The sequence below is a fragment of the Solwaraspora sp. WMMA2056 genome (assembly GCF_030345095.1).
Lineage (GTDB): Bacteria > Actinomycetota > Actinomycetes > Mycobacteriales > Micromonosporaceae > Micromonospora_E.
In genome coordinates this window covers 1695953-1715853 of the sequence record NZ_CP128360.1, presented here as the reverse complement: position 1 = coordinate 1715853, position 19901 = coordinate 1695953, and the positions used below count along the sequence as shown (strand labels likewise).

At 68.6% G+C, this 19901-nt stretch carries 31 protein-coding genes; all 31 read right to left on the bottom strand.

Features of this window, described 5'->3' with window-relative positions; all coding sequences use genetic code 11:
* Positions 1-122 precede the first annotated feature (122 nt).
* Entirely contained in the window at positions 123-683 is a 561-nt protein-coding gene (locus O7608_RS07915; protein ID WP_289209326.1) for a DUF1707 SHOCT-like domain-containing protein, read from the bottom strand.
* Between the two features lie 84 nt (positions 684-767).
* Positions 768-1616 carry a type I methionyl aminopeptidase gene (gene map / locus O7608_RS07910; RefSeq protein ID WP_289209325.1) on the bottom strand — a complete coding sequence of 283 codons (849 nt, stop codon included), beginning with the start codon at positions 1614-1616 and terminating at the stop codon, positions 768-770.
* 6 nt (positions 1617-1622) lie between these two features.
* Positions 1623-2276, bottom strand: coding sequence for an adenylate kinase (locus O7608_RS07905; protein WP_289209324.1), 654 nt, complete (start codon positions 2274-2276; stop codon positions 1623-1625).
* Positions 2277-3608, bottom strand: coding sequence for a preprotein translocase subunit SecY (gene secY, locus O7608_RS07900; protein ID WP_289209323.1), 1332 nt, complete (start codon positions 3606-3608; stop codon positions 2277-2279).
* Positions 3609-3843: 235 nt separating this feature from the next.
* The gene (rplO, locus tag O7608_RS07895; RefSeq protein WP_282224028.1) at positions 3844-4287 is read right to left on the bottom strand and encodes a 50S ribosomal protein L15; all 444 of its coding nucleotides are present in this window, start codon (positions 4285-4287) and stop codon (positions 3844-3846) included.
* Positions 4287-4469: a 50S ribosomal protein L30 gene (gene rpmD, locus O7608_RS07890; protein ID WP_289209322.1), complete on the bottom strand. Its 183-nt coding sequence runs from the start codon at positions 4467-4469 to the stop codon at positions 4287-4289. Before rpmD ends, rplO begins: the two co-directional genes overlap by 1 nt.
* 28 nt (positions 4470-4497) lie before the next feature.
* Positions 4498-5112 carry a 30S ribosomal protein S5 gene (gene rpsE, locus O7608_RS07885; protein WP_289209321.1) on the bottom strand — a complete coding sequence of 205 codons (615 nt, stop codon included), beginning with the start codon at positions 5110-5112 and terminating at the stop codon, positions 4498-4500.
* Positions 5113-5184: 72 nt separating this feature from the next.
* A complete protein-coding gene (rplR, locus tag O7608_RS07880) occupies positions 5185-5580 on the bottom strand; it encodes a 50S ribosomal protein L18 (RefSeq protein WP_289209320.1) in 396 nt (131 codons plus the stop codon).
* Entirely contained in the window at positions 5577-6119 is a 543-nt protein-coding gene (rplF, locus tag O7608_RS07875) for a 50S ribosomal protein L6 (protein ID WP_282224031.1), read from the bottom strand. The genes rplR and rplF overlap by 4 nt, the downstream gene beginning before the upstream one ends.
* A 17-nt stretch (positions 6120-6136) precedes the next feature.
* Positions 6137-6544, bottom strand: coding sequence for a 30S ribosomal protein S8 (gene rpsH, locus O7608_RS07870; RefSeq protein WP_282224032.1), 408 nt, complete (start codon positions 6542-6544; stop codon positions 6137-6139).
* Between the two features lie 77 nt (positions 6545-6621).
* Positions 6622-6807: a type Z 30S ribosomal protein S14 gene (locus O7608_RS07865; RefSeq protein ID WP_007465272.1), complete on the bottom strand. Its 186-nt coding sequence runs from the start codon at positions 6805-6807 to the stop codon at positions 6622-6624.
* 3 nt (positions 6808-6810) lie between these two features.
* Entirely contained in the window at positions 6811-7380 is a 570-nt protein-coding gene (gene rplE / locus O7608_RS07860) for a 50S ribosomal protein L5 (protein ID WP_282224033.1), read from the bottom strand.
* Complete coding sequence (rplX, locus tag O7608_RS07855) at positions 7380-7694, bottom strand: 50S ribosomal protein L24 (RefSeq protein ID WP_289209319.1); 315 nt, start codon at positions 7692-7694, stop codon at positions 7380-7382. The genes rplE and rplX overlap by 1 nt, the downstream gene beginning before the upstream one ends.
* Positions 7695-7697: 3 nt before the next feature.
* Positions 7698-8066 (bottom strand): 50S ribosomal protein L14, encoded by a 369-nt coding sequence (rplN, locus tag O7608_RS07850; RefSeq protein WP_123606139.1) that lies wholly within the window; start codon positions 8064-8066, stop codon positions 7698-7700.
* Positions 8067-8199: 133 nt separating this feature from the next.
* The gene (rpsQ, locus tag O7608_RS07845) at positions 8200-8490 is read right to left on the bottom strand and encodes a 30S ribosomal protein S17 (RefSeq protein ID WP_278112100.1); all 291 of its coding nucleotides are present in this window, start codon (positions 8488-8490) and stop codon (positions 8200-8202) included.
* Positions 8487-8723 carry a 50S ribosomal protein L29 gene (gene rpmC / locus O7608_RS07840; RefSeq protein WP_278112098.1) on the bottom strand — a complete coding sequence of 79 codons (237 nt, stop codon included), beginning with the start codon at positions 8721-8723 and terminating at the stop codon, positions 8487-8489. Before rpmC ends, rpsQ begins: the two co-directional genes overlap by 4 nt.
* Entirely contained in the window at positions 8723-9148 is a 426-nt protein-coding gene (gene rplP, locus O7608_RS07835; protein ID WP_123606142.1) for a 50S ribosomal protein L16, read from the bottom strand. Before rplP ends, rpmC begins: the two co-directional genes overlap by 1 nt.
* A 3-nt stretch (positions 9149-9151) precedes the next feature.
* A complete protein-coding gene (gene rpsC / locus O7608_RS07830) occupies positions 9152-10018 on the bottom strand; it encodes a 30S ribosomal protein S3 (protein ID WP_282224035.1) in 867 nt (288 codons plus the stop codon).
* Positions 10018-10536: a 50S ribosomal protein L22 gene (gene rplV / locus O7608_RS07825; RefSeq protein WP_282224036.1), complete on the bottom strand. Its 519-nt coding sequence runs from the start codon at positions 10534-10536 to the stop codon at positions 10018-10020. Before rplV ends, rpsC begins: the two co-directional genes overlap by 1 nt.
* Positions 10537-10573: 37 nt before the next feature.
* Positions 10574-10855: a 30S ribosomal protein S19 gene (rpsS, locus tag O7608_RS07820; protein WP_278112094.1), complete on the bottom strand. Its 282-nt coding sequence runs from the start codon at positions 10853-10855 to the stop codon at positions 10574-10576.
* Between the two features lie 17 nt (positions 10856-10872).
* Positions 10873-11712: a 50S ribosomal protein L2 gene (gene rplB / locus O7608_RS07815; RefSeq protein WP_289209318.1), complete on the bottom strand. Its 840-nt coding sequence runs from the start codon at positions 11710-11712 to the stop codon at positions 10873-10875.
* A gap of 12 nt (positions 11713-11724) precedes the next feature.
* Positions 11725-12027, bottom strand: coding sequence for a 50S ribosomal protein L23 (gene rplW, locus O7608_RS07810; RefSeq protein WP_278173680.1), 303 nt, complete (start codon positions 12025-12027; stop codon positions 11725-11727).
* Positions 12024-12683 (bottom strand): 50S ribosomal protein L4, encoded by a 660-nt coding sequence (rplD, locus tag O7608_RS07805; RefSeq protein WP_289209317.1) that lies wholly within the window; start codon positions 12681-12683, stop codon positions 12024-12026. Before rplD ends, rplW begins: the two co-directional genes overlap by 4 nt.
* A complete protein-coding gene (gene rplC, locus O7608_RS07800) occupies positions 12680-13345 on the bottom strand; it encodes a 50S ribosomal protein L3 (protein ID WP_282224039.1) in 666 nt (221 codons plus the stop codon). Before rplC ends, rplD begins: the two co-directional genes overlap by 4 nt.
* Positions 13346-13355: 10 nt before the next feature.
* A complete protein-coding gene (gene rpsJ, locus O7608_RS07795; protein ID WP_007073037.1) occupies positions 13356-13664 on the bottom strand; it encodes a 30S ribosomal protein S10 in 309 nt (102 codons plus the stop codon).
* A 404-nt stretch (positions 13665-14068) separates the two neighbouring features.
* Positions 14069-15262, bottom strand: coding sequence for an elongation factor Tu (gene tuf / locus O7608_RS07790; RefSeq protein WP_282224040.1), 1194 nt, complete (start codon positions 15260-15262; stop codon positions 14069-14071).
* Between the two features lie 187 nt (positions 15263-15449).
* The gene (gene fusA / locus O7608_RS07785) at positions 15450-17546 is read right to left on the bottom strand and encodes an elongation factor G (RefSeq protein WP_289209316.1); all 2097 of its coding nucleotides are present in this window, start codon (positions 17544-17546) and stop codon (positions 15450-15452) included.
* A 70-nt stretch (positions 17547-17616) separates the two neighbouring features.
* Positions 17617-18087 carry a 30S ribosomal protein S7 gene (gene rpsG, locus O7608_RS07780; protein WP_278112081.1) on the bottom strand — a complete coding sequence of 157 codons (471 nt, stop codon included), beginning with the start codon at positions 18085-18087 and terminating at the stop codon, positions 17617-17619.
* Between the two features lies 1 nt (position 18088).
* Entirely contained in the window at positions 18089-18463 is a 375-nt protein-coding gene (rpsL, locus tag O7608_RS07775) for a 30S ribosomal protein S12 (protein WP_014440718.1), read from the bottom strand.
* A 452-nt stretch (positions 18464-18915) separates the two neighbouring features.
* Entirely contained in the window at positions 18916-19344 is a 429-nt protein-coding gene (locus O7608_RS07770) for a hypothetical protein (RefSeq protein ID WP_289210821.1), read from the bottom strand.
* Positions 19345-19494: 150 nt separating this feature from the next.
* Positions 19495-19860, bottom strand: a complete 366-nt coding sequence (locus O7608_RS07765; protein ID WP_289209315.1) for a hypothetical protein — start codon at positions 19858-19860, stop codon at positions 19495-19497.
* Positions 19861-19901: the final 41 nt, after the last annotated feature.

Here is a 19901-nt window from a genome sequence, read left to right as displayed (position 1 = left end):
GGTCAGTGTATCCGACAAACCCCGACACCATGGGTGATTACCACCCTCAGCCGTACGGGTGTCGTCGCCCGCAGCCCTCGTGCGGCACCTGCGCCGCGCGGGCGGGCGCGTCGGCGTCGTCGCTACGCGGCGCTCGGGCCCTGCTCCCGTTCGATCCGTTTCCGCTCGGACCTCGCCTGCTTGTCCAGTTCCCGCTGCGCCTGCTTGGCGGTCCACCGCTGCGGCTCACCGTTCATCAGGCCAAGCACCGTGGTGACGATCAGCACCGCACCCCACGGGCCGGCCACCCAGCCCGGCCAGAAGTAGAGCAGATCCTGGGACATGACACAGATCACCGCCCAGATCGCGGTGGTGATGCCCACCGCGGTGCCGTACCCCTCCCACTGTTTGGTGACCCAGCGGCGGGTGGCATGCGGGTAACGACCGTCCGGGCCCGGGGTCAGCTCCGCCGGCAGCCCGGCACCGATGATCGGTGCCAACTGCGCTGATCCGGCGGCGGCCACCGGCGGGAGATCGGTCAACAGGCCGCCCAGGTCGCCGTACGTCTTCGCCGCGTACACCCGCTGGAGGCGCTCGTCGAACTCGGCCAGGTCCAGCCGGCCCTCGTTCAGGGCCGTCCGCAACCGCTCAGCCACCGCTTCACGGTCGGCGTCGCTCGCCCGCATCCCGTCCCGCCGATCCATGGGTACGAGCATGACACCCCGCCGCCACCGCTGGCCAACGCGGGTCGGCCGCGACGGCCAACGCGGGTCGGCCGCAACGCGACCTCAGCTCCGCGACTGCGCGGGCTGCCGGGCGGTGACCAGGTCACCCAGCCGGGACCGGCCGCCGTCGGGCTCGGTCAACACCCAGACACCGTCGGGCAGCAACGCCATCGAGTGCTCGACGTGCACCGCCATCGACCCGTCCCGGGTCACCACCGTCCAGCCGTCGGCCAGCTCCTCGGTACGGGCCGACCCCTCGGTGATCATCGGCTCGATCGCCAACGCCATCCCCGGGACCAGCTTCGGCCCCTTGCCGGGCCGGCCGTAGTTGAGCACGTGCGGGTCCTGGTGCATCTCGGTGCCGATGCCGTGCCCGCCGTACCCCTCGACGATGCCGTAGCGGCCACCCGCCCGGATGGCCCGCTCGATCGCGTACGAGATGTCGGTGAGCCGGCCCCGGCCGCTGGCCGCGCCGCGCGCCGCGGCGGCGATCCCTGCCCAGAGCGCGTCCTCGGCGACCGTGACCATCCGCAGCAGTTCGGGCCGGACCTCGCCGACCGTCGCCGTGAACGCGGCGTCGCCGTGCCAGCCGTCCAGGATCGCCCCGCAGTCGACCGAGATCACGTCCCCGTCGCGCAGCACCTGGTCGGCAGCCGGGATGGCGTGCACCACCTGGGCGTTGACCGACGAGCAGATCGTCGCCGGAAACCCGTGGTAGCCCTTGAACGACGGCACCGCGCCGGCGTCCCGGATGGTCTGCTCGGCGATCGCGTCCAGGTCGGCGGTGGTGACACCGGGTGCGATCGCGGCCCGCATCCGGGCCAGCGCGTCGGCCACCACCAGGCCGGCGGCCCGCATCAGGTCGATCTGCTCGGGGGACTTCAGCTGGATGTCCAGCTGTTGGCGGCGCATCGGGCGTTACCCGCCGTACGAGCGCAGGGCGTCGATCGCGCGTACCGTGACGTCCTCGACCGGGCCGGTGGCGTCGATCCCCACCAGCTTGCCCTGGGCTCCGTAGTAGTCGACCAGCGGCGCGGTCTTGTCGGCGTACTCCACCAGCCGACGGGCGATGGTCTCCGACTTGTCGTCGTCGCGCTGGAACAGCTCCGCCCCGCACCGGTCGCAGCGGCCCTCGGTGGCCGGCGCGTCGAACTCGACGTGCCAGATCTTGCCGCAGCCGCGGCAGGTACGGCGGCCCGACAGCCGCCGGATCACCTCGTCGTCGTCGACGACCAGCTCCAGCACCAGGTCCAACGCGGTACCGAGGTCAGCCAGCAGCTTGTCCAACGCGGCGGCCTGCGGAGTGGTCCGCGGGAAGCCGTCGAGCAGGAAACCGTCGGCCGCGTCCGGCTCGGCCAGCCGGTCCCGGACCATGTTGATGGTCACTTCGTCCGGGACCAGCTTGCCGGCATCCATGTACCGCTTCGCCTCGACGCCCAGCGGCGTTCCCTGGGTGACGTTGGCACGGAAGATGTCCCCGGTCGAGATCTTGGGCACGGCCAGGTGAGCGGCGATGAACTCGGCCTGGGTCCCCTTCCCCGCCCCGGGGGGACCGACCAGTACCAGCCTCATCTACCGGAGGAACCCTTCGTAGTTGCGCTGCATGAGTTGGCTCTCGATCTGCTTCACGGTCTCCAGTCCGACGCCGACCATGATCAGCACGGCGGTGCCACCGAACGGGAAGTTCACGTACTGGTCGCTGTCCAGCCAGATGAAGAAGAAGTTCGGCAGGACGGAGATGATGCCCAGGTAGAGCGCACCCGGCAGGGTGATCCGGCTGAGGATGAAGTCGAGGTACTCGGCGGTGGGCCGGCCAGGCCGGATACCAGGGACGAAGCCACCGTACTTCTTCATGTTCTCCGCGACCTCGGTCGGGTTGAACGTGATCGACACGTAGAAGTACGTGAAGAAGATGATCATGAAGAAATAGGTGACGATGTAGATCGGGCTGGTCGGGTTCGCCAGGTTGTTCTGGATCCAGGCCTGCACCTGGCCAGGGTCGTTCGGATCGAAGAACTGTAGCCCGAGCTGCGGGAGGTAGAGCACCGAGGAGGCGAAGATCACCGGGATGACACCGGCCTGGTTGACCTTCAGCGGGATGTAGGTGGAGGTACCGCCGTACATCCGCCGGCCGATCATCCGCTTGGCGTACTGCACCGGGATGCGCCGCTGCGCCTGCTCGATGAAGACCACTGCGGTGATGACCATCAGGACCAGCAGCAGCACCAGGGCGAACATCCCCCAGCCGTGGGTGTTCTTGATGGCCCAGCCCTCGCTCGGCAGCCGCGCCGCGATCGAGGTGAAGATCAGGACGGACATGCCGTTGCCGACGCCCCGGTCGGTGATCAGCTCGCCGAGCCACATCACCACGCCGGTGCCGGCGGTCATCGTGATGACCAGGACGCTGAGCGTCAGCCAGGTCGGCAGGCCGGTGCCGTCCGGGATGATCGGCCACTGGTCGCACATGTTGTTGAACAGCTGACCGGAGCGGGCGAGCGCGACGAAGGCCGAGGCCTGCAGGACGCCCAGGCCCAGCGTCAGGTACCGGGTGTACTGGGTGATCTTCGCCTGACCGGACTGGCCCTCCTTGCGCAGCTGCTCCAGCCGGGGGATGACCACGGTGAGCAGCTGCAGGATGATCGACGCGGTGATGTAGGGCATGATGCCCAGCGCGAAGACCGACAGCGACAGCAGCGCGCCACCAGAGAAGAGGTTCAGCAGGGTGAAGACCCCGCTGGTGTCGCTGTTCTCCATCGTGTTGATGCACTGCTGCACGTTCCCGTACGACACACCGGGGCTGGGCAGCGTGGCCCCGAGCCGGTAGATCGCGACGATGAAGACCGTGAACAGCAGCTTCTTGCGCAGGTCAGGCGTTCGGAACGCACTGAGAAAGGCGGAGAGCAACTTCTTCCTCCTGCTGCGCGAGGTGGCCGCCGGATGTCCTGGCGGGTCGGGGCGGGTACGGGGCGCCCGATATCCATGGCTGGCATCGGACTCTAACAGTCCGGCGTCGGTCTGGGCAGGCGTGCCCTAGAACATACACCGATCCCGATGTTAACGGGATGAAAGCTTTCCCAGTAGGCCGTGGCGCCCGTCAGTCGTGAAGAACTGAGCGAGCGCCACGTCCAGGCTGAGGTGTTCAGAGCTCGGTGACCGAGCCACCAGCAGCGGTGATCTTCTCCTTGGCGGCACCGCTGAACGCGTGCGCCGACACCTGGAGCGCCACACCGCCCAGCTCGCCGCTGCCGAGGACCTTGACCGGTTGACCCTTACGGACCGCGCCCGCCTCGGTCAACTGCTCCGGACCGACCGCTCCACCGTTGGGGAAGAGTTCAGCCAGCCGGTCCAGGTTGACCACCTGGTAGACGACCTTGAACCGGTTCTTGAAGCCCTTGAGCTTCGGCAGCCGCATGTGGATGGGCATCTGCCCACCCTCGAACGCGGCAGGGATGTTCTTCCGGGCCTTCGAGCCCTTGGTGCCCCGACCGGCCGTCTTGCCCTTGGAGCCCTCACCGCGACCCACCCGGGTCTTCGCGGTCTTGGACCCCGGCGCCGGCCGGAGGTGATGGACCTTGATCGTCATTACTCGACCTCCTCGACCTGCACGAGGTGGTTCACGGTGAAGATCATGCCCCGGATCTCGGGCCGGTCCTCCTTGACCACCACGTCGTTGATCCGCTTGAGACCGAGCGACCGCAGCGACTCCCGCTGGTTGCGCTTGGTCCCGATCCCGGATCGGACCTGGGTCACCTTCAGACGTGCCATTGCAGCCGCCCTCCGTTCATTGTCGCTGTCACGCCCCTGCGCCCGCGCGGGAGGCGAGCATCGCGGCCGGGGCCACGTCCTCGACCGGCAGACCACGCCGGGCAGCCACCGCCTCCGGCGACTCCAGGCCCTTCAGCGCGGCCACCGTGGCGTGCACGATGTTGATCGGGTTGGACGAGCCGAGGCTCTTGGAGAGCACGTCGTGGATGCCCGCGCACTCCAGCACCGCACGCACCGGTCCACCCGCGATGACACCCGTACCGGCGCTCGCCGGCTTCAGCAGGACCACGCCGGCGGCGTCCTCGCCCTGCACCGGGTGCGGGATCGACGCGGCGATCCGGGGCACCTTGAAGAAGTGCTTCTTGGCCTCCTCGACACCCTTGGCGATCGCCGCGGGCACCTCCTTGGCCTTGCCGTAGCCCACGCCCACCGTGCCGTCGCCGTCGCCCACGATCACCAGGGCGGTGAAGCTGAACCGCCGACCGCCCTTGACGACCTTGGCGACCCGGTTGATCGCGACGACCCGCTCCAGGTGTGGGGTCTTCTCGACGGGCGCGTTGCCGCGACCGCCCTCACGGCGGTTGTCGCGGCGACCACCTTCGCTGCCACCGGACCCGCCGCCACGACGCTGTTGACCTGGCATCAGCAGTCTTCCTTCCTACTCGTGACGGGGTTTGCTTCGATTCGACTCGTCTGGATACGCATCAGACGGCCGTCAGAACTCGAGTCCGGCTTCGCGGGCGGCGTCGGCCAGCGCGGCGATCCGCCCCGCGTACCGGTTGCCCCCACGGTCGAACACGACCTTGGAAACGCCTGCCGCCCTGGCCCGCTCGGCGAGCAGCGTGCCCACCTTGCCGGCCAGCTCGCTCTTGGCACCGGCGGTGCCGCGCAGCGAAGCGTCCATCGTCGAGGCCGACGCCAGGGTGTGGCCCTTGGTGTCGTCGACGATCTGGGCGACGATGTGCTTCAGGGAACGGGTGACCACCAGGCGGGGCCGCTGGGCGGTCCCGCTGACGCTCTTGCGGACCCGGAAGTGCCGGCGCGCCCGCCCGATGGCACGCCGCGCGGAGACGCTGCCGCCCGCCCGGCGCTTCAGCAGTGTGGCGCTCACTTCTTACCTGCCTTTCCGGCCTTACGGCGGATGACCTCGCCCTGGTACTTCACGCCCTTGCCCTTGTACGGCTCCGGCGGACGGATCTTCCGGATGTTGGCGGCCACCTCGCCGACCTGCCACTTGTTGATCCCGGCGACGTGGAACAGCGTCGGCCGCTCCACGGTGAAGGTGATCCCTTCCGGGGCCTGCACCAGCACCGGGTGCGAGAACCCGAGCGCGAACTCGAGGTCCTTGCCCTTGGCGGTGACCCGGTAACCCGTACCGGCGATCTCCAAGGTCTTGCGGTAGCCGTCGGTCACCCCGACGATCATGTTCGCCACCAGCGTGCGGCTCAGGCCGTGCAGCTCCTTGGCCCGACGCTCGTCGTTGGCGCGGGAGATCTGCAGCTGGCCGTCCTCGCTGCGGTCGACCGTGATCAGCTCGGGCAGCACGTGGGCGAGCTCGCCCTTGGGCCCCTTCACCGTGACGGTCTGGCCGTCGATCTTGACATCGACGCCGGACGGCACCGGGATCGACTTACGTCCAATACGCGACATTGTTACCAGTCTCCCGATTACCAGACGAAGGCGAGGACTTCCCCGCCAACGCTCCGCTTACGGGCCTGCCGGTCGGTGAGCAGTCCCTGGGACGTCGAAATGATCGCCACGCCCAGGCCACCGAGCACCCGCGGCAGTTCGTCCGACTTGGCGTACACCCGCAGACCCGGCTTGGACACGCGCTTGATCCCGGCGAGGCTGCGCTCCCGGTTCTGGCCGTACTTCAAATCGACCACCAGCCGCCGGCCGACGGCGCCCTCGGCGGGCTCCTCGACCTGCCAGGTCGAGATGTAACCCTCGGCCTTGAGGACCTCGGCGATGTTCGCCTTGATCTTCGAGTACGGCATCGTCACCCGGTCGTGGTACGCCTGGTTGGCGTTGCGCAGACGGGTCAGCATGTCTGCGATCGGGTCGGTCATCGTCATGGGTCTCGTCAACCTTTCTCGCCGGGGTTCCCGACGGCTGTGCCGTCGGGCCTACGGCGAAGACCTGTCAAGGTGGGTTACCAGGAAGCCTTGGACACGCCGGGCAGCTCACCGCGGTGCGCCATCTCCCGGATGCACACCCGGCAGAGGCCGAACTTGCGGTACACCGCCTTCGGACGTCCGCACCGCTGGCAACGGGTGTACGCGCGTACCGAGAACTTCGGCTTCGCGGCGGCCTTGATGATCAACGCCTTCTTGGCCATTGCTCAGTTCTCCTTGAACGGGAAGCCCAGGAGCTTGAGCAGCGCCCGGCCCTCGTCGTCGGTCTTGGCGGTGGTCACCACGGTGATGTCCATGCCCCGGGTGCGATCGATCCGGTCCTGGTCGATCTCGTGGAACACCGACTGCTCGGTGAGCCCGAACGTGTAGTTGCCGTGCCCGTCGAGCTTGCGGCCGTCGAGCCCGCGGAAGTCACGGATACGCGGCAGCGCGATGGACAGCAGCCGGTCCAGGAACTCCCACATCCGGTCGCCCCGCAGCGTGACCTTGGCGCCGATCGGCATTCCCTCGCGGAGCTTGAACTGCGCGATGGACTTGGTGGCCCGCCGGACCTGCGGCTTCTGGCCGGTGATGGTGGCCAGGTCGCGGACGGCGCCGTCGATCAGCTTGGCGTCCCGGGCCGCCTCACCGACGCCCATGTTCACCACGATCTTGACGAGCCCGGGAACCTGCATCGGGTTGCCGTACTGGAACTGCTCACGCAGCTGCGCGGCGATCTCCTCGCGGTACCGCTGCTTGAGGCGCGGTGCCGGCCTGGTCTGGGTAGCGGTGGTCATCACAGGTCCTTACCGTTGCTACGCGCGATCCGGACCTTCTGGCCGCTGTCGTCGACGCGGTACCCGACCCGGGTCGGCTTGCCGTCGGCGTCGAGCACCTGCACGTTCGAGACGTGGATCGGAGCTTCCTGGGTGACGATGCCACCGGTCTTGCCGCCGCGCTGGGTGGTCTGGATGCGGGTGTGCTTCTTGATCCGGTTCACGCCTTCGACGAGGACCTTGTCCTGCCGAGGGTAGGCCGCGATGACCTTGCCCTTGGCACCCTTGTCCTTACCGGCGATGACGACGACCGTGTCGCCCTTCTTCACCTTCACGGTCTACAGCACCTCCGGCGCCAAAGAAATGATCTTCATGAACCGCTTGTCCCGCAGCTCACGACCGACCGGGCCGAAGATGCGGGTACCGCGCGGGTCTCCACCGTCCTTGATGATGACGGCAGCGTTCTCGTCGAAGCGGATGTACGACCCGTCCGGCCGCCGCTTCTCCTTCGCGGTCCGGACGACGACGGCCTTGACCACGTCGCCCTTCTTCACACCGGCGCCGGGGATCGCGTCCTTGACCGTCCCGACGATCACGTCACCGATGCCTGCGTAGCGCCGACCGGAGCCGCCGAGAACGCGGATGCACAGGATCTCCCGGGCACCCGTGTTGTCGGCGACACGCAGTCGCGACTCCTGCTGGATCACGTCTATCTCCTATGTCTGCCAGTCCTCCGGTCGCCCGGAGCTTGGAAGAACCTGGTCCGCGCGACGCGCGGGCTGCCATCCGGACCCGATCGACCGCCTCCGCCGCCGGTGGGCGGCGGACGCGGTCTTTCGGCTACTTCGCCTTTTCGAGGATCTCCACGACGCGCCAGCGCTTGGTGGCCGACAGCGGGCGGGTCTCCATCAGCAGCACCCGGTCGCCGATGCCACACGCGTTCTGCTCGTCGTGCGCCTTCAGCTTGCTGGTACGGCGCATGACCTTGCCGTACAGCCGGTGCTTGACCCGGTCCTCGACCTCGACGACGACGGTCTTTTCCATCTTGTCGCTGACCACGAGCCCTTCACGCACCTTACGGCGCGGCCGGGCCACGGTCGTGCCCTGCTCGGGGGCGGTGTTCTCACTCATGATGCAGCCACCTCAGTCGGCGCGGCGGAGAGTCCCAACTCACGCTCACGCATGATCGTGTAGATCCGGGCAATCTCCCGACGGATGACCTGCAGCCGACGGTTGTTGTCCAGCTGACCGGTCGCGGCCTGCACGCGGAGGTTGAACAGCTCCGCCTTGGCCTCCCGCAGCTTCGTGACCAGCTCCTCTTCGGAGAGTTCACGCAGCTCGGCGGCCGGAACGCCCGCTGCCATCAGCTTTCACCCACTTCGCGCGTCACGATGCGGCACTTCATCGGGAGCTTGTGAATCGCACGACGCATCGCCTCACGCGCGATCTGCTCGTTCGGGAAGGACATCTCGAAGAGCACCCGTCCCGGCTTGATGTTGGCGACCCACCACTCGGGTGAGCCCTTACCGGAACCCATCCGGGTCTCGGCCGGCTTCTTGGTCAGCGCCTGGTCCGGGAAGACCGTGATCCAGACCTTGCCGCCACGCTTGATGTGGCGGGTCATGGCGATACGGGCCGACTCGATCTGCCGGTTGGTCACGTACGCCGGCTCGAGCGCCTGGATACCGAACTCGCCGAACACCACCCGGGTACCGCCCTTGGCGGCGCCAGTACGGCTCGGGTGATGCGGCTTGCGGAAGCCCTTCGGGGGCTTGCGCGGGATCAGCATCTGTCAGCCCTCCTGCGCTGAGCTGTCCGCTCCGGCCGCAGCGGCCGGAGTGGCCGGCGCGGCGTCAGCCGGCGCGGCACTGCTGGTGGTGGTCGACGGTCCGCCGGAGATCTCGGCGGCGGCCGCCCGGCCGGCCTCGGTCCCACCGGCGGTCGTGCCGCTGGAACCGGAACGGCCGCGGCGCGGCCGGTCCGGCCGGTCACGGCGGGGCCGGCTCGGCGCCTCGGCCGGGGCCTCCCGGCCCGCGACCGCGTCGCCCTTGTAGATCCAGACCTTGACGCCGATCCGACCGAAGGTGGTACGGGCCTCGAAGAAGCCGTACTCGATGTTGGCGCGCAGCGTGTGCAGCGGCACCCGACCCTCACGGTAGAACTCGGTACGGCTCATCTCGGCACCGCCGAGGCGGCCGGAGACCTGTACCCGGATGCCCTTGACGATCGGGTTCTTCATCGCCGACTGCATGGCCTTGCGCATCGCCCGCCGGAAGCTGACCCGGCTGGCGAGCTGCTCGGCCACGCCCTGGGCGACCAGCTGCGCGTCCGACTCGGGGCTCTTCACCTCGAGGATGTTGAGCTGGACCTGCTTGCCGGTGAGCTTCTCCAGGTTGCCCCGGATCCGGTCCGCCTCGGCACCCTTACGGCCGATGACGATACCCGGACGGGCGGTGTGGATGTCGACCCGGACCCGGTCCCGGGTCCGCTCGATGTCCACCTTGGAGATACCGGCCCGCTCCAGACCCTTGGACATCATGCGCCGGATCTTGACGTCCTCGGCGATGTAGTCCTTGTAGAGCTTGTCCGCGTACCAGCGCGACTTCCAGTCGGTCGAGATGCCGAGCCGGAACCCGTGCGGGTGAACTTTCTGACCCATTACTCGGCACCCTCCGTGCTGCTCTGCTGGCCGCCGGCCGGCTCGTTCGCCGACGCGCTCTGCGCCGTGGTCTCCTGCTCGGCCGCGGCCGGCTGAGCCTTCTTCGCCGCCTTCGCCGGCTGGGCCTTGCCCGCCCGACGCGCCGGCGTCGCCGGGGCGACGGCCTCCACCGCGACGGTGATGTGGCAGGTCCGCTTGCGGATCCGGTACGCCCGGCCCTGCGCCCGCGGCCGGAACCGCTTCAGCGTCGGACCCTCGTCGACGAACGCCTCGCTGACCAGCAGGGCATCGGGGTCCAGCTGCTCGTTGTTCTCCGCGTTGGCGATCGCGCTGGCCAGGACCTTGTACACCTGCTCACTTGCCGCCTGCGGCGCGAACTGCAGGACGGTGAGCGCCTCCTTCGCGGGCAGACCGCGGACGAGGTCGACCACCCGACGCGCCTTCATCGGCGAGATGCGCACGTACCGCGCAACCGCCCGCGCGCCCGGAAGCACCGGAGCGTCGCCCTTTACTGGCATCGCTGTAACCCCTTGATCCTCTATCCGTGCCCGCGACTCAGCGCCGACGGCTCTTGCGGTCGTCCTTCTCGTGACCCTTGAAGGTGCGGGTCAGGGCAAACTCGCCGAGCTTGTGCCCGACCATCGACTCGGTGACGAACACCGGGACGTGCTTGCGCCCGTCGTGCACGGCGATCGTGTGCCCGAGCATCTCCGGGGTGATCGTCGAGCGCCGCGACCAGGTCTTGATGACGTTCTTCGAGCCCTTGTCGTTCTGCGTCTCCACCTTCTTCATCAGGTGGTCGTCGACGAACGGGCCCTTCTTCAGGCTGCGAGGCATGTTGTCCCAGACTCCTTCTAGCCGCGCTTGCGGGTCGCGTAGCGGCGGCGGACGATCAGCCGGTCACTCGGCTGGCCCTTACGGCGGGTCCGGCCCTCCGGCTTACCCTGCGGGTTCACCGGGTGGCGACCACCGGAGGTCTTGCCTTCACCACCACCGTGCGGGTGGTCGACCGGGTTCATCGCGACGCCACGGACGGTCGGGCGCTTGCCCTTCCACCGCATGCGGCCGGCCTTGCCCCAGTTGATGTTTGACTGGTCGGCGTTGCCGATCTCACCGACGGTGGCCCGGCAGCGCACGTCGACCCGACGGATCTCACCGGAGGGCATCCGCAGCGTGGCGTACGCACCTTCCCGGCCGAGCAGCTGGATGCCGACGCCGGCCGAGCGGGCCAGCTTGGCGCCGCCACCCGGCCGCAGCTCCACCGCGTGGATCGTGGAACCGACCGGGATGTTGCGCAGCGGCAGGTTGTTGCCGGGCTTGATGTCGGCACCGGGGCCGGACTCGACGGCGTCGCCCTGCTTGAGGTCCTTCGGCGCGATGATGTAGCGCTTCTCGCCGTCGGCGTAGTGCAGCAGCGCGATCCGGGCGGTCCGGTTCGGGTCGTACTCGATGTGCGCGACCTTGGCCGGTACGCCGTCCTTGTCCACCCGCTTGAAGTCGATCAGCCGGTACTGGCGCTTGTGGCCACCACCGTGGTGCCGCGCGGTGATCCGGCCGTGCGCGTTGCGCCCGCCCTTCTTCGGCAGCGGCACCAGCAGGGACTTCTCCGGCGTGGACCGGGTGATCTCAGCGAAGTCGGCGACGGACGAACCACGGCGGCCCGGCGTCGTCGGCTTGTACTTACGGATTGGCATTGTCTACACCCCTCAGCTGACCGGGCCGCCGAAGGCCTCGATACGGTCACCGTCAGCCAGCTTCACCATCGCCCGCTTGGTCGCCTTGCGCTGACCGAACCCGGTACGGGTCCGCTTACGCTTGCCCTCACGGTTGAGCGTGTTCACGGTCAGCACCCGGACGTCGAAAATCTGCTGGATAGCGATCTTGATCTGGGTCTTGTTGGCGTCCGGGTGGACCAGGAACGTGTACCAGTTCCGGTTCAGCTCGGCGTAGCTCTTCTCCGAGACCACCGGCGCCACGATGATGTCGCGCGGGTCGGCAATCGTGCTCACTTGTCGCCCTCCTCGGTCTGCGCCGGCGTGCCCAGGAACTGGTCGAGGGCCTCCTTGGTGAAGACCACGTCGTCGGCGACCAGCACGTCGTAGGTGTTGAGCTGGCCCACCTCGATGAGGTGCACGAGCGTCGAGCTGTTACGCAGGTTGCGCAGCGACAACCAGTTCAGCTCGTCGGTCGCACTGAGCACGACCAGCACCCGCTTGGCGGAGCTGACCTTGCGCAGGGTGGCGAGCGCCGCCTTGGTCGACGGGGTCTCGCCGCTGACGAACGCCTCGACGACGTGCACCTGGCCGGCGCGCGCCCGGTCGGAGAGGGCGCCACGCAGCGCGGCCGCCTTCATCTTCTTCGGGGTGCGCTGGCTGTAGTCGCGCGGCACCGGGCCGTGCACCACGCCACCGCCGGCGAACTGCGGGGCCCGGATCGAGCCCTGCCGGGCCCGGCCGGTGCCCTTCTGCTTGTACGGCTTCTTGCCGCCGCCGGCGACCTCGCCCCGGGTCTTGGTCTTGTGCGTGCCCTGCCGCGCGGCGGCGAGCTGGGCGACCACGACCTGGTGCATCAGGGCGATGTTGGCCTGTACGTCGAAGACCTCGCCGGGCAGGTCGACGGTGCCGCTCTTGGTGCCCTCGGCGTTGATCACGTCAACGGTGGTCATTTGGCGACACCGCCCTTCTTCGCCTGTGCCTTCGCCGCGCTGCGGACCAGGATCAACGCGCCGGCCGGGCCCGGGATCGCTCCCTTGACCAGCAGCAGGTTGTTCTCCGGGTCGACCGCCTGCACGGTGAGGTTCTGCACGGTGTAGCGCACGCTGCCCATGCGGCCGGCCATCCGGACGCCCTTGAAGACGCGACCGGGGGTCGCGCAGGCGCCGATCGAGCCGGGCGAGCGGTGCTTGCGCTCGACACCGTGGCTGGCCCGCAGGCCGTGGAAGCCGTGCCGCTTCATGACGCCGGCGAAGCCCTTGCCCTTGGTCCGGCCGGTCACGTCGATGCGAGCACCCGGCTCGAACGTCTCGACGGTGACCTCCTGACCCAGCTCGTACTCGCTGGCGTCAGTGGTGCGCAGCTCGACGATGTGCCGCCGCGGTGCCACGCCGGACTTGGCGAAGTGGCCGGATTCCGGCTTGTTCACCTTGCGCGGGTCGATCGCGCCGAACGCGAGCTGGACCGCGGCGTAGCCGTCCTTGTCGGCGGTACGCACCTGGGTCACCACACACGGGCCGGCCTGCACCACCGTCACCGGGACGACCCGGTTGTTGTCCCAGACCTGGGTCATGCCGAGCTTGGCGCCCAGGATGCCCTTCACTTGCCTGTCCATTGTCCGGTCCCTACAGCTTGATCTCGATGTCGACGCCAGCCGGCAGGTCGAGGCGCATCAGCGAATCGACCGTCTTCGGGGTCGGGTCGATGATGTCGATCAGACGCTTGTGTGTGCGCATCTCGAAGTGCTCGCGCGAGTCCTTGTACTTGTGCGGCGAACGGATGACGCAGAAACGGTTGATCTCAGTGGGCAGCGGCACCGGGCCTGCGACCTGAGCGCCGGTGCGCGTCACCGTCTCGACGATCTTCCGCGCCGAGGAGTCCACGACCTCGTGGTCATAGGCCTTGAGCCGGATGCGGATCTTTTGTCCCGCCATGGTGGCTTCTGTTCCTTCTCTCTCCGCCCGCAATGGAGCCCGCTCGCCGAGCGGATGCCGCCGGTCGGACCCCGGCGCTGCCGTTTCTTCTCGTGTCCGACCCCCGCGGTCGGGCGTGTCGCAACCGCTGGCCAGGCTCCGCCCCGGGACTCCGGAACGATCTGGACCGTGCGGCGGCAGACCCTGCCGCTGAGGCCGTGAGCACCGGGCCAGGCCGACCACGCCGACACCCTCACGACGACGCGACGACGAGCGACGCTGTCGATCGGGTGCGACGCCGTGGCGGGATCTGCCCCGGACGCCGTGCGAGGGTGGCTGACTGCCGGGCAGCCAGCCACCCTACGCGGACGCAACCTGACCAGTATGCCGTACCGGAGTACGACAAGGCCAATCGGGTTACCAGTTCACTTGATGATCTTGGTGACCCGACCGGCGCCGACGGTCCGGCCACCCTCACGGATCGCGAACTTGAGGTTCTCCTCCATCGCGATCGGCTGGATCAGCTTGACCGTCATGGAGGTGTTGTCACCCGGCATGACCATCTCGGTGCCCTCCGGCAACGTGACCACGCCGGTCACGTCGGTGGTCCGGAAGTAGAACTGCGGCCGGTAGTTCTGGAAGAACGGCGTGTGCCGGCCACCTTCCTCCTTGGAGAGGATGTAGACCGTCGCCTCGAACTCGGTGTGCGGGGTGGTGGTACCCGGCTTGATGACCACCATGCCGCGCTCGACGTCCTCGCGCTTGATGCCACGCAGCAGCAGACCGACGTTCTCACCGGCCCGTGCCTCGTCCAGCAGCTTGCGGAACATCTCGATGCCGGTGCAGGTGGTCTTCATCGACTTCTCGCGGATGCCGACGATCTCCACCTCCTCGTTCGGCTTGAGGATGCCCCGCTCGGCGCGGCCGGTCACCACGGTGCCCCGACCGGTGATCGTGAAGACGTCCTCGATCGGCATGAGGAACGGCTTCTCGGTCTCCCGCTCCGGCTGCGGAATCGCGGTGTCGACCGCGTTCATCAGGTCCATGAGCTTGTCGGACCACTCCGGGTCGCCCTCGAGCGCCTTGAGCGCGGAGACCCGCACGACCGGCAGGTCGTCACCCGGGTACTCCTGCGCCGACAGCAGCTCGCGGACCTCGAGCTCGACCAGCTCGAGCAGCTCCTCGTCGTCGACCATGTCGCTCTTGTTGAGCGCCACGACGATGTACGGGACGCCGACCTGGCGGGCCAGCAGCACGTGCTCGCGGGTCTGCGGCATCGGGCCGTCGGTCGCCGCGACCACCAGGATCGCGCCGTCCATCTGCGCGGCACCGGTGATCATGTTCTTGATGTAGTCGGCGTGACCGGGGCAGTCGACGTGTGCGTAGTGCCGCGCCTCGGTCTGGTACTCGACGTGTGCGATCGAGATCGTGATGCCGCGGGCCTTCTCCTCCGGCGCCTTGTCGATCTCGTCGAACGGCGTGTACGGGTTGAGGTCCGGCATCCTGTCGTGCAGGACCTTGGTGATGGCCGCCGTCAGCGTCGTCTTACCGTGGTCGATGTGACCAATGGTGCCGATGTTGACGTGCGGCTTAGTCCGCTCGAACTTCGCCTTCGCCACTGGTGTCCTCCTGTGGACTTCTTGGTTCGTACGCCCGGCGCGCCGTTCGGCGCTTAGGACTCTGTCGACAGCCTTTCCGGTCCGATGTCGGCGACCGGAAGTGCTTGGGTCTTGCGGCGGTCACGCCTTCAGGCCCGGTACGCAGCTCGCCCGAGACGGGCCGGGGAAGCGACGCTCCCCCGGACCGTTACTCGCCCGTCGCCTTCGCGATGATCTCCTTCGCCACGCTCTGCGGCACTTCGGCGTAGGAGTCGAACTGCATGCTGTAGCTCGCCCGGCCCTGGGTCTTCGACCGCAGGTCGCCGACGTAGCCGAACATCTCCGACAGCGGCACCAGGGCCCGGACGACGCGGGCTCCGCCGCGCTCCTCCATCGCCTGGATGATGCCACGCCGGGAGTTGAGGTCGCCGATGACGTCACCCATGTTCTCCTCGGGAGTGGTGACTTCAACGGCCATCATCGGCTCGAGCAGCGCCGGGTCCGCCCGGCGGGCGGCCTCCTTGAGCGCCATCGAACCGGCGATCTTGAACGCCATCTCGGACGAGTCCACCTCGTGGTACTGCCCGTCGACCAGGGTCAGCTTGACCCCGACCAGCGGGTAGCCGGCGAGGATGCCGTACTGCATGGCGTCCTGGGCACCGGCGTCGACCGACGGGATGAACTCCCGCGGCACCCGGCCACCGGTGACCGCGTTGGCGAACTCGTACGTCGGCGCCTCGTTGTCCAGCGGCAGCGGCTCCAGGCTGATGATCACCCGGGCGTACTGGCCGGACCCACCGGTCTGCTTCTTGTGGGTGTACTCGACCTTCTCCACCTTGCGGCGGATGGTCTCCCGGTACGCCACCTGCGGCTTGCCGATGTTCGCCTCGACGTTGAACTCGCGGCGCATCCGGTCGACCAGGATGTCCAGGTGCAGCTCGCCCATGCCGGCGATGACCGTCTGCCCGGTCTCCTCGTCGTTCTTGACGCGGAAGGTCGGGTCCTCCTCGGCCAGCCGCTGGATCGCGGTGCTGAGCTTCTCCTGGTCGGCCTTGGTCTTGGGCTCGATCGCCACCTCGATGACCGGCTCCGGGAACGTCATCGACTCCAGGATGACCGGGTTCGCCGGGTCACACAGGGTGTCCCCGGTGGTGGTCTGCTTCAGGCCCTGCACGGCGATGATGTCACCGGCGACCGCGGCCGGCCGCTCCTCACGCTTGTTCGCGTGCATCTGGTAGATCTTGCCGATCCGCTCCTTGCGGTCCTTGGTGGAGTTCACCACCTGGGACCCGGACTCCAGCTTGCCGGAGTAGACCCGTACGTAGGTCAGCTTGCCGAGGTGCCGGTCGGTCTGGATCTTGAAGGCCAGACCGGAGAACGGCTCGCTCGGCGACGGCTTACGCAGCATCGGGGTCTCGCCGTCGGTCGCGGTGCCCTCGATCGCCGGGATGTCCAGCGGCGACGGCAGGTAGTCGACGACGGCGTCCAGCATCGGCTGCACGCCCTTGTTCTTGAAGGCCGAACCGCACAGCACCGGGTTGCCCTTGTCGGCGAGGGTGGCCCGCCGGATGGCGGCCTTGATCTCGGCGACGGAGAGTTCCTCACCTTCGAGGTACTTCTCCATGATGGCGTCGTCGACGTCGGCGAGGGTCTCCACCAGCTTCTCGCGCCACTCGGCGGCGGCGTCGGCGAGGTCGGCCGGGATCTCCTCGATCGCGTAGTCCTCGCCCTTCTGGGTCTCCCCGCGCCAGGTCAGCGCACGCATCTCGACCAGGTCGACGACACCGATGTGGTCGCCTTCCAGGCCGATCGGGATCTGCAGCACCAGCGGGGTGGCGTTGAGCCGGTCCACCATCATCTGCACGCAGCGGAAGAAGTCGGCCCCGGTCCGGTCGAGCTTGTTGACGAAGCACATCCGGGGGACCTTGTACTTGTCCGCCTGCCGCCAGACGTTCTCGGTCTGCGGCTCCACGCCGGCAACGCCGTCGTAGACCGCCACCGCGCCGTCGAGCACGCGCAGCGACCGCTCGACCTCGACCGTGAAGTCGACGTGGCCGGGCGTGTCGATGATCTGGATGGTGTGGCCCTTCCACTCACACTTGGTGGCGGCGGAGGTGATGGTGATCCCCCGCTCCTGCTCCTGCTCCATCCAGTCCATGACGGCAGCGCCCTCGTGGACCTCACCGATCTTGTACGTGATACCGGTGTAGAACAGGATCCGCTCAGTGGTCGTGGTCTTACCGGCATCGATGTGCGCCATGATGCCGATGTTGCGAACCTTGGCGAGCGCGTCTGCGGCGGCCACTTCAATCCCTACTTCGTCTCGTCGTCGACTGTGTCTGCGCGGCTGTGCCGGGAGGCATGACAGCTGCCGCTTACCAGCGGTAGTGCGCGAAGGCCTTGTTGGACTCCGCCATCTTGTGGGTGTCCTCGCGACGCTTGACCGCGGCGCCCAGACCGTTGCTCGCGTCCAGCAGCTCGTTCATCAGGCGCTCGATCATGGTCTTCTCCCGGCGGGCCTTCGAGTACTGGACCAGCCAGCGCAGCCCCAGGGTGGTCGCCCGCGACGGGCGGACCTCGACCGGCACCTGGTAGGTCGCGCCACCGACCCGGCGGCTGCGCACCTCCAGGGTGGGCTTGACGTTGTCCATGGCGCGCTTGAGCGTGACGACCGGGTCGGTGCCGGACTTCTCCCGGCAGCCCTCCAGGGCGCCGTAGACGATGCGCTCGGCGAGCTGACGCTTGCCACGCAGGAGGATCTTGTTCACCAGCTGGGTGACCAGCGGGGAGTTGTACACCGGGTCCGCGACCAGTGGCCGACGCGGTGCTGGGCCCTTACGCGGCATGTCAGCTCTTCTCCTTCTTCGCGCCGTAGCGGCTGCGAGCCTGCTTGCGGTTGCGGACACCCTGGGTGTCCAGCGAACCGCGGACGATCTTGTAGCGGACGCCCGGCAGGTCCTTCACCCGGCCGCCACGCACCAGCACGATCGAGTGTTCCTGCAGGTTGTGGCCGACGCCGGGGATGTAGGCGGTGACCTCGATCTGGCTGCTGAGCTTCACCCGGGCGACCTTGCGCAGTGCGGAGTTCGGCTTCTTGGGGGTGGTGGTGTACACGCGGGTGCACACGCCACGACGCTGAGGGCTGCCCTTCAACGCTGGCGTCTTGGTCTTGCTCGTCTTCGCCTGGCGGCCCTTTCGGACCAGCTGCTGGATCGTTGGCACCGGGTTTCTTTGCTCCCTCCGGCCGCAGGCGGCCGCACTGTTCCTCAGCCGCCCGTGGACGGCTCTCCTACATTCCGACCGGCCGCCCCGGCTGGGGCCCCGGCACCCGCGGTCGGGCGTGTCGCCCGCACGCGGACCCGGCACGCTACTGTCACCCACCGGGATCTGCATCCGTCGTGACGTCACTCGATGGCCGCTGGCCAGGTCGAGCGCACGCACGACTTGCCCGGTCACGCCGGGCACGAGAGGAAAGAGTACCCACCCCACACGCGCAGGTCAAAACGGCTTCCGCAGCGGTCGCGTCAGCCGCCACCACCTGCCCGCCTGCGGCGGACGACTCCAGTGACCCAGTGTACCGGCTCGCCAGTCCGTCGGCCGGCCGGCCCGGACCTTGCCCCCGCACCAGGCCCATCGGGACCCGGCTGGCGGCCCGGCGTCCGGCACCGCTGCGGTCAGACGAGCGCCAGCAGCATGGTCAGCACCAGCCCGAGCAGGGTGATGACCAGCCCGACGGCCCCGCAGCTGATCCCGGCGACCGCCACCCCACGCCCGGTGAACCGGACGGCCGGCGGCGGCGCGACCCGGCGGACCTGACGCAACCCGAGGATGCCCAGCGTCACCGCCGCGACCCCGAAGGAGCCGCTGAGCAAGGTGAACGCACCGGCCACCCAGCCGCCCCAACCGCTGTCGGCACCGCCTGCCCCGAGGCAGCCGACCGCGAACGACACCAGCACCGAGACCACCCCGGCGATCAACGCGGCGACCGCCAGCCCGGACACCACCGGCGCCACCTCCAGGTGGACCAGGCCGTACTCCGTACCGGGGACCGGATCGACCCGGCGCGGTCGCAGCCGACCCTCCGGCGGCGGTGGCGGCGCCATCGGCCCGGCGACGGGCGGACCGCCCGCCGGCCCCGCGGCCGGGTAGCCCGGGAACTGGGTCACCTGATCGTCCTCCTCGTCCGTCGCCGGTCGGTCGCCGCCGGCGGGGTCCGTCACCGCCCCGGTCGACCCGGGCCGGTGGATCGTCGGTCAGTCGACCCCGGGGGCGAAGTCCTGGCCGACCGGACCGGTCGCCCAGGTGAAGATGCCGAGCACCAGCGCCAGGGTCAGTACCGCGCCGGCGAGGAACAGGCCCGTCCAGGCCAGGCGCTCACCGCGCCGCAGCCAGATCGCTCCGGTCAGGTAACCCCGGGAGTCGTACGCCTCACGGCGCGCCTGCCGACCCAGCAGCAGCGCCACGGTGGCGGGCACCGCCCCGCCGACCAGCAGACCGGTGATCGCGGCGATCAGCCCGAGCGCGAAGACCGCCGTCGCCTTGCTGGACCGGACCGGATCCGGATCCGCCGGATGCCGGGGTCTCGGATACGTGGCCGAGGGCACCGGGGTCGCCTGCACGGTGTCAGCCTACAAGCTGACGGCGCCTGCCCCGCCGCGCT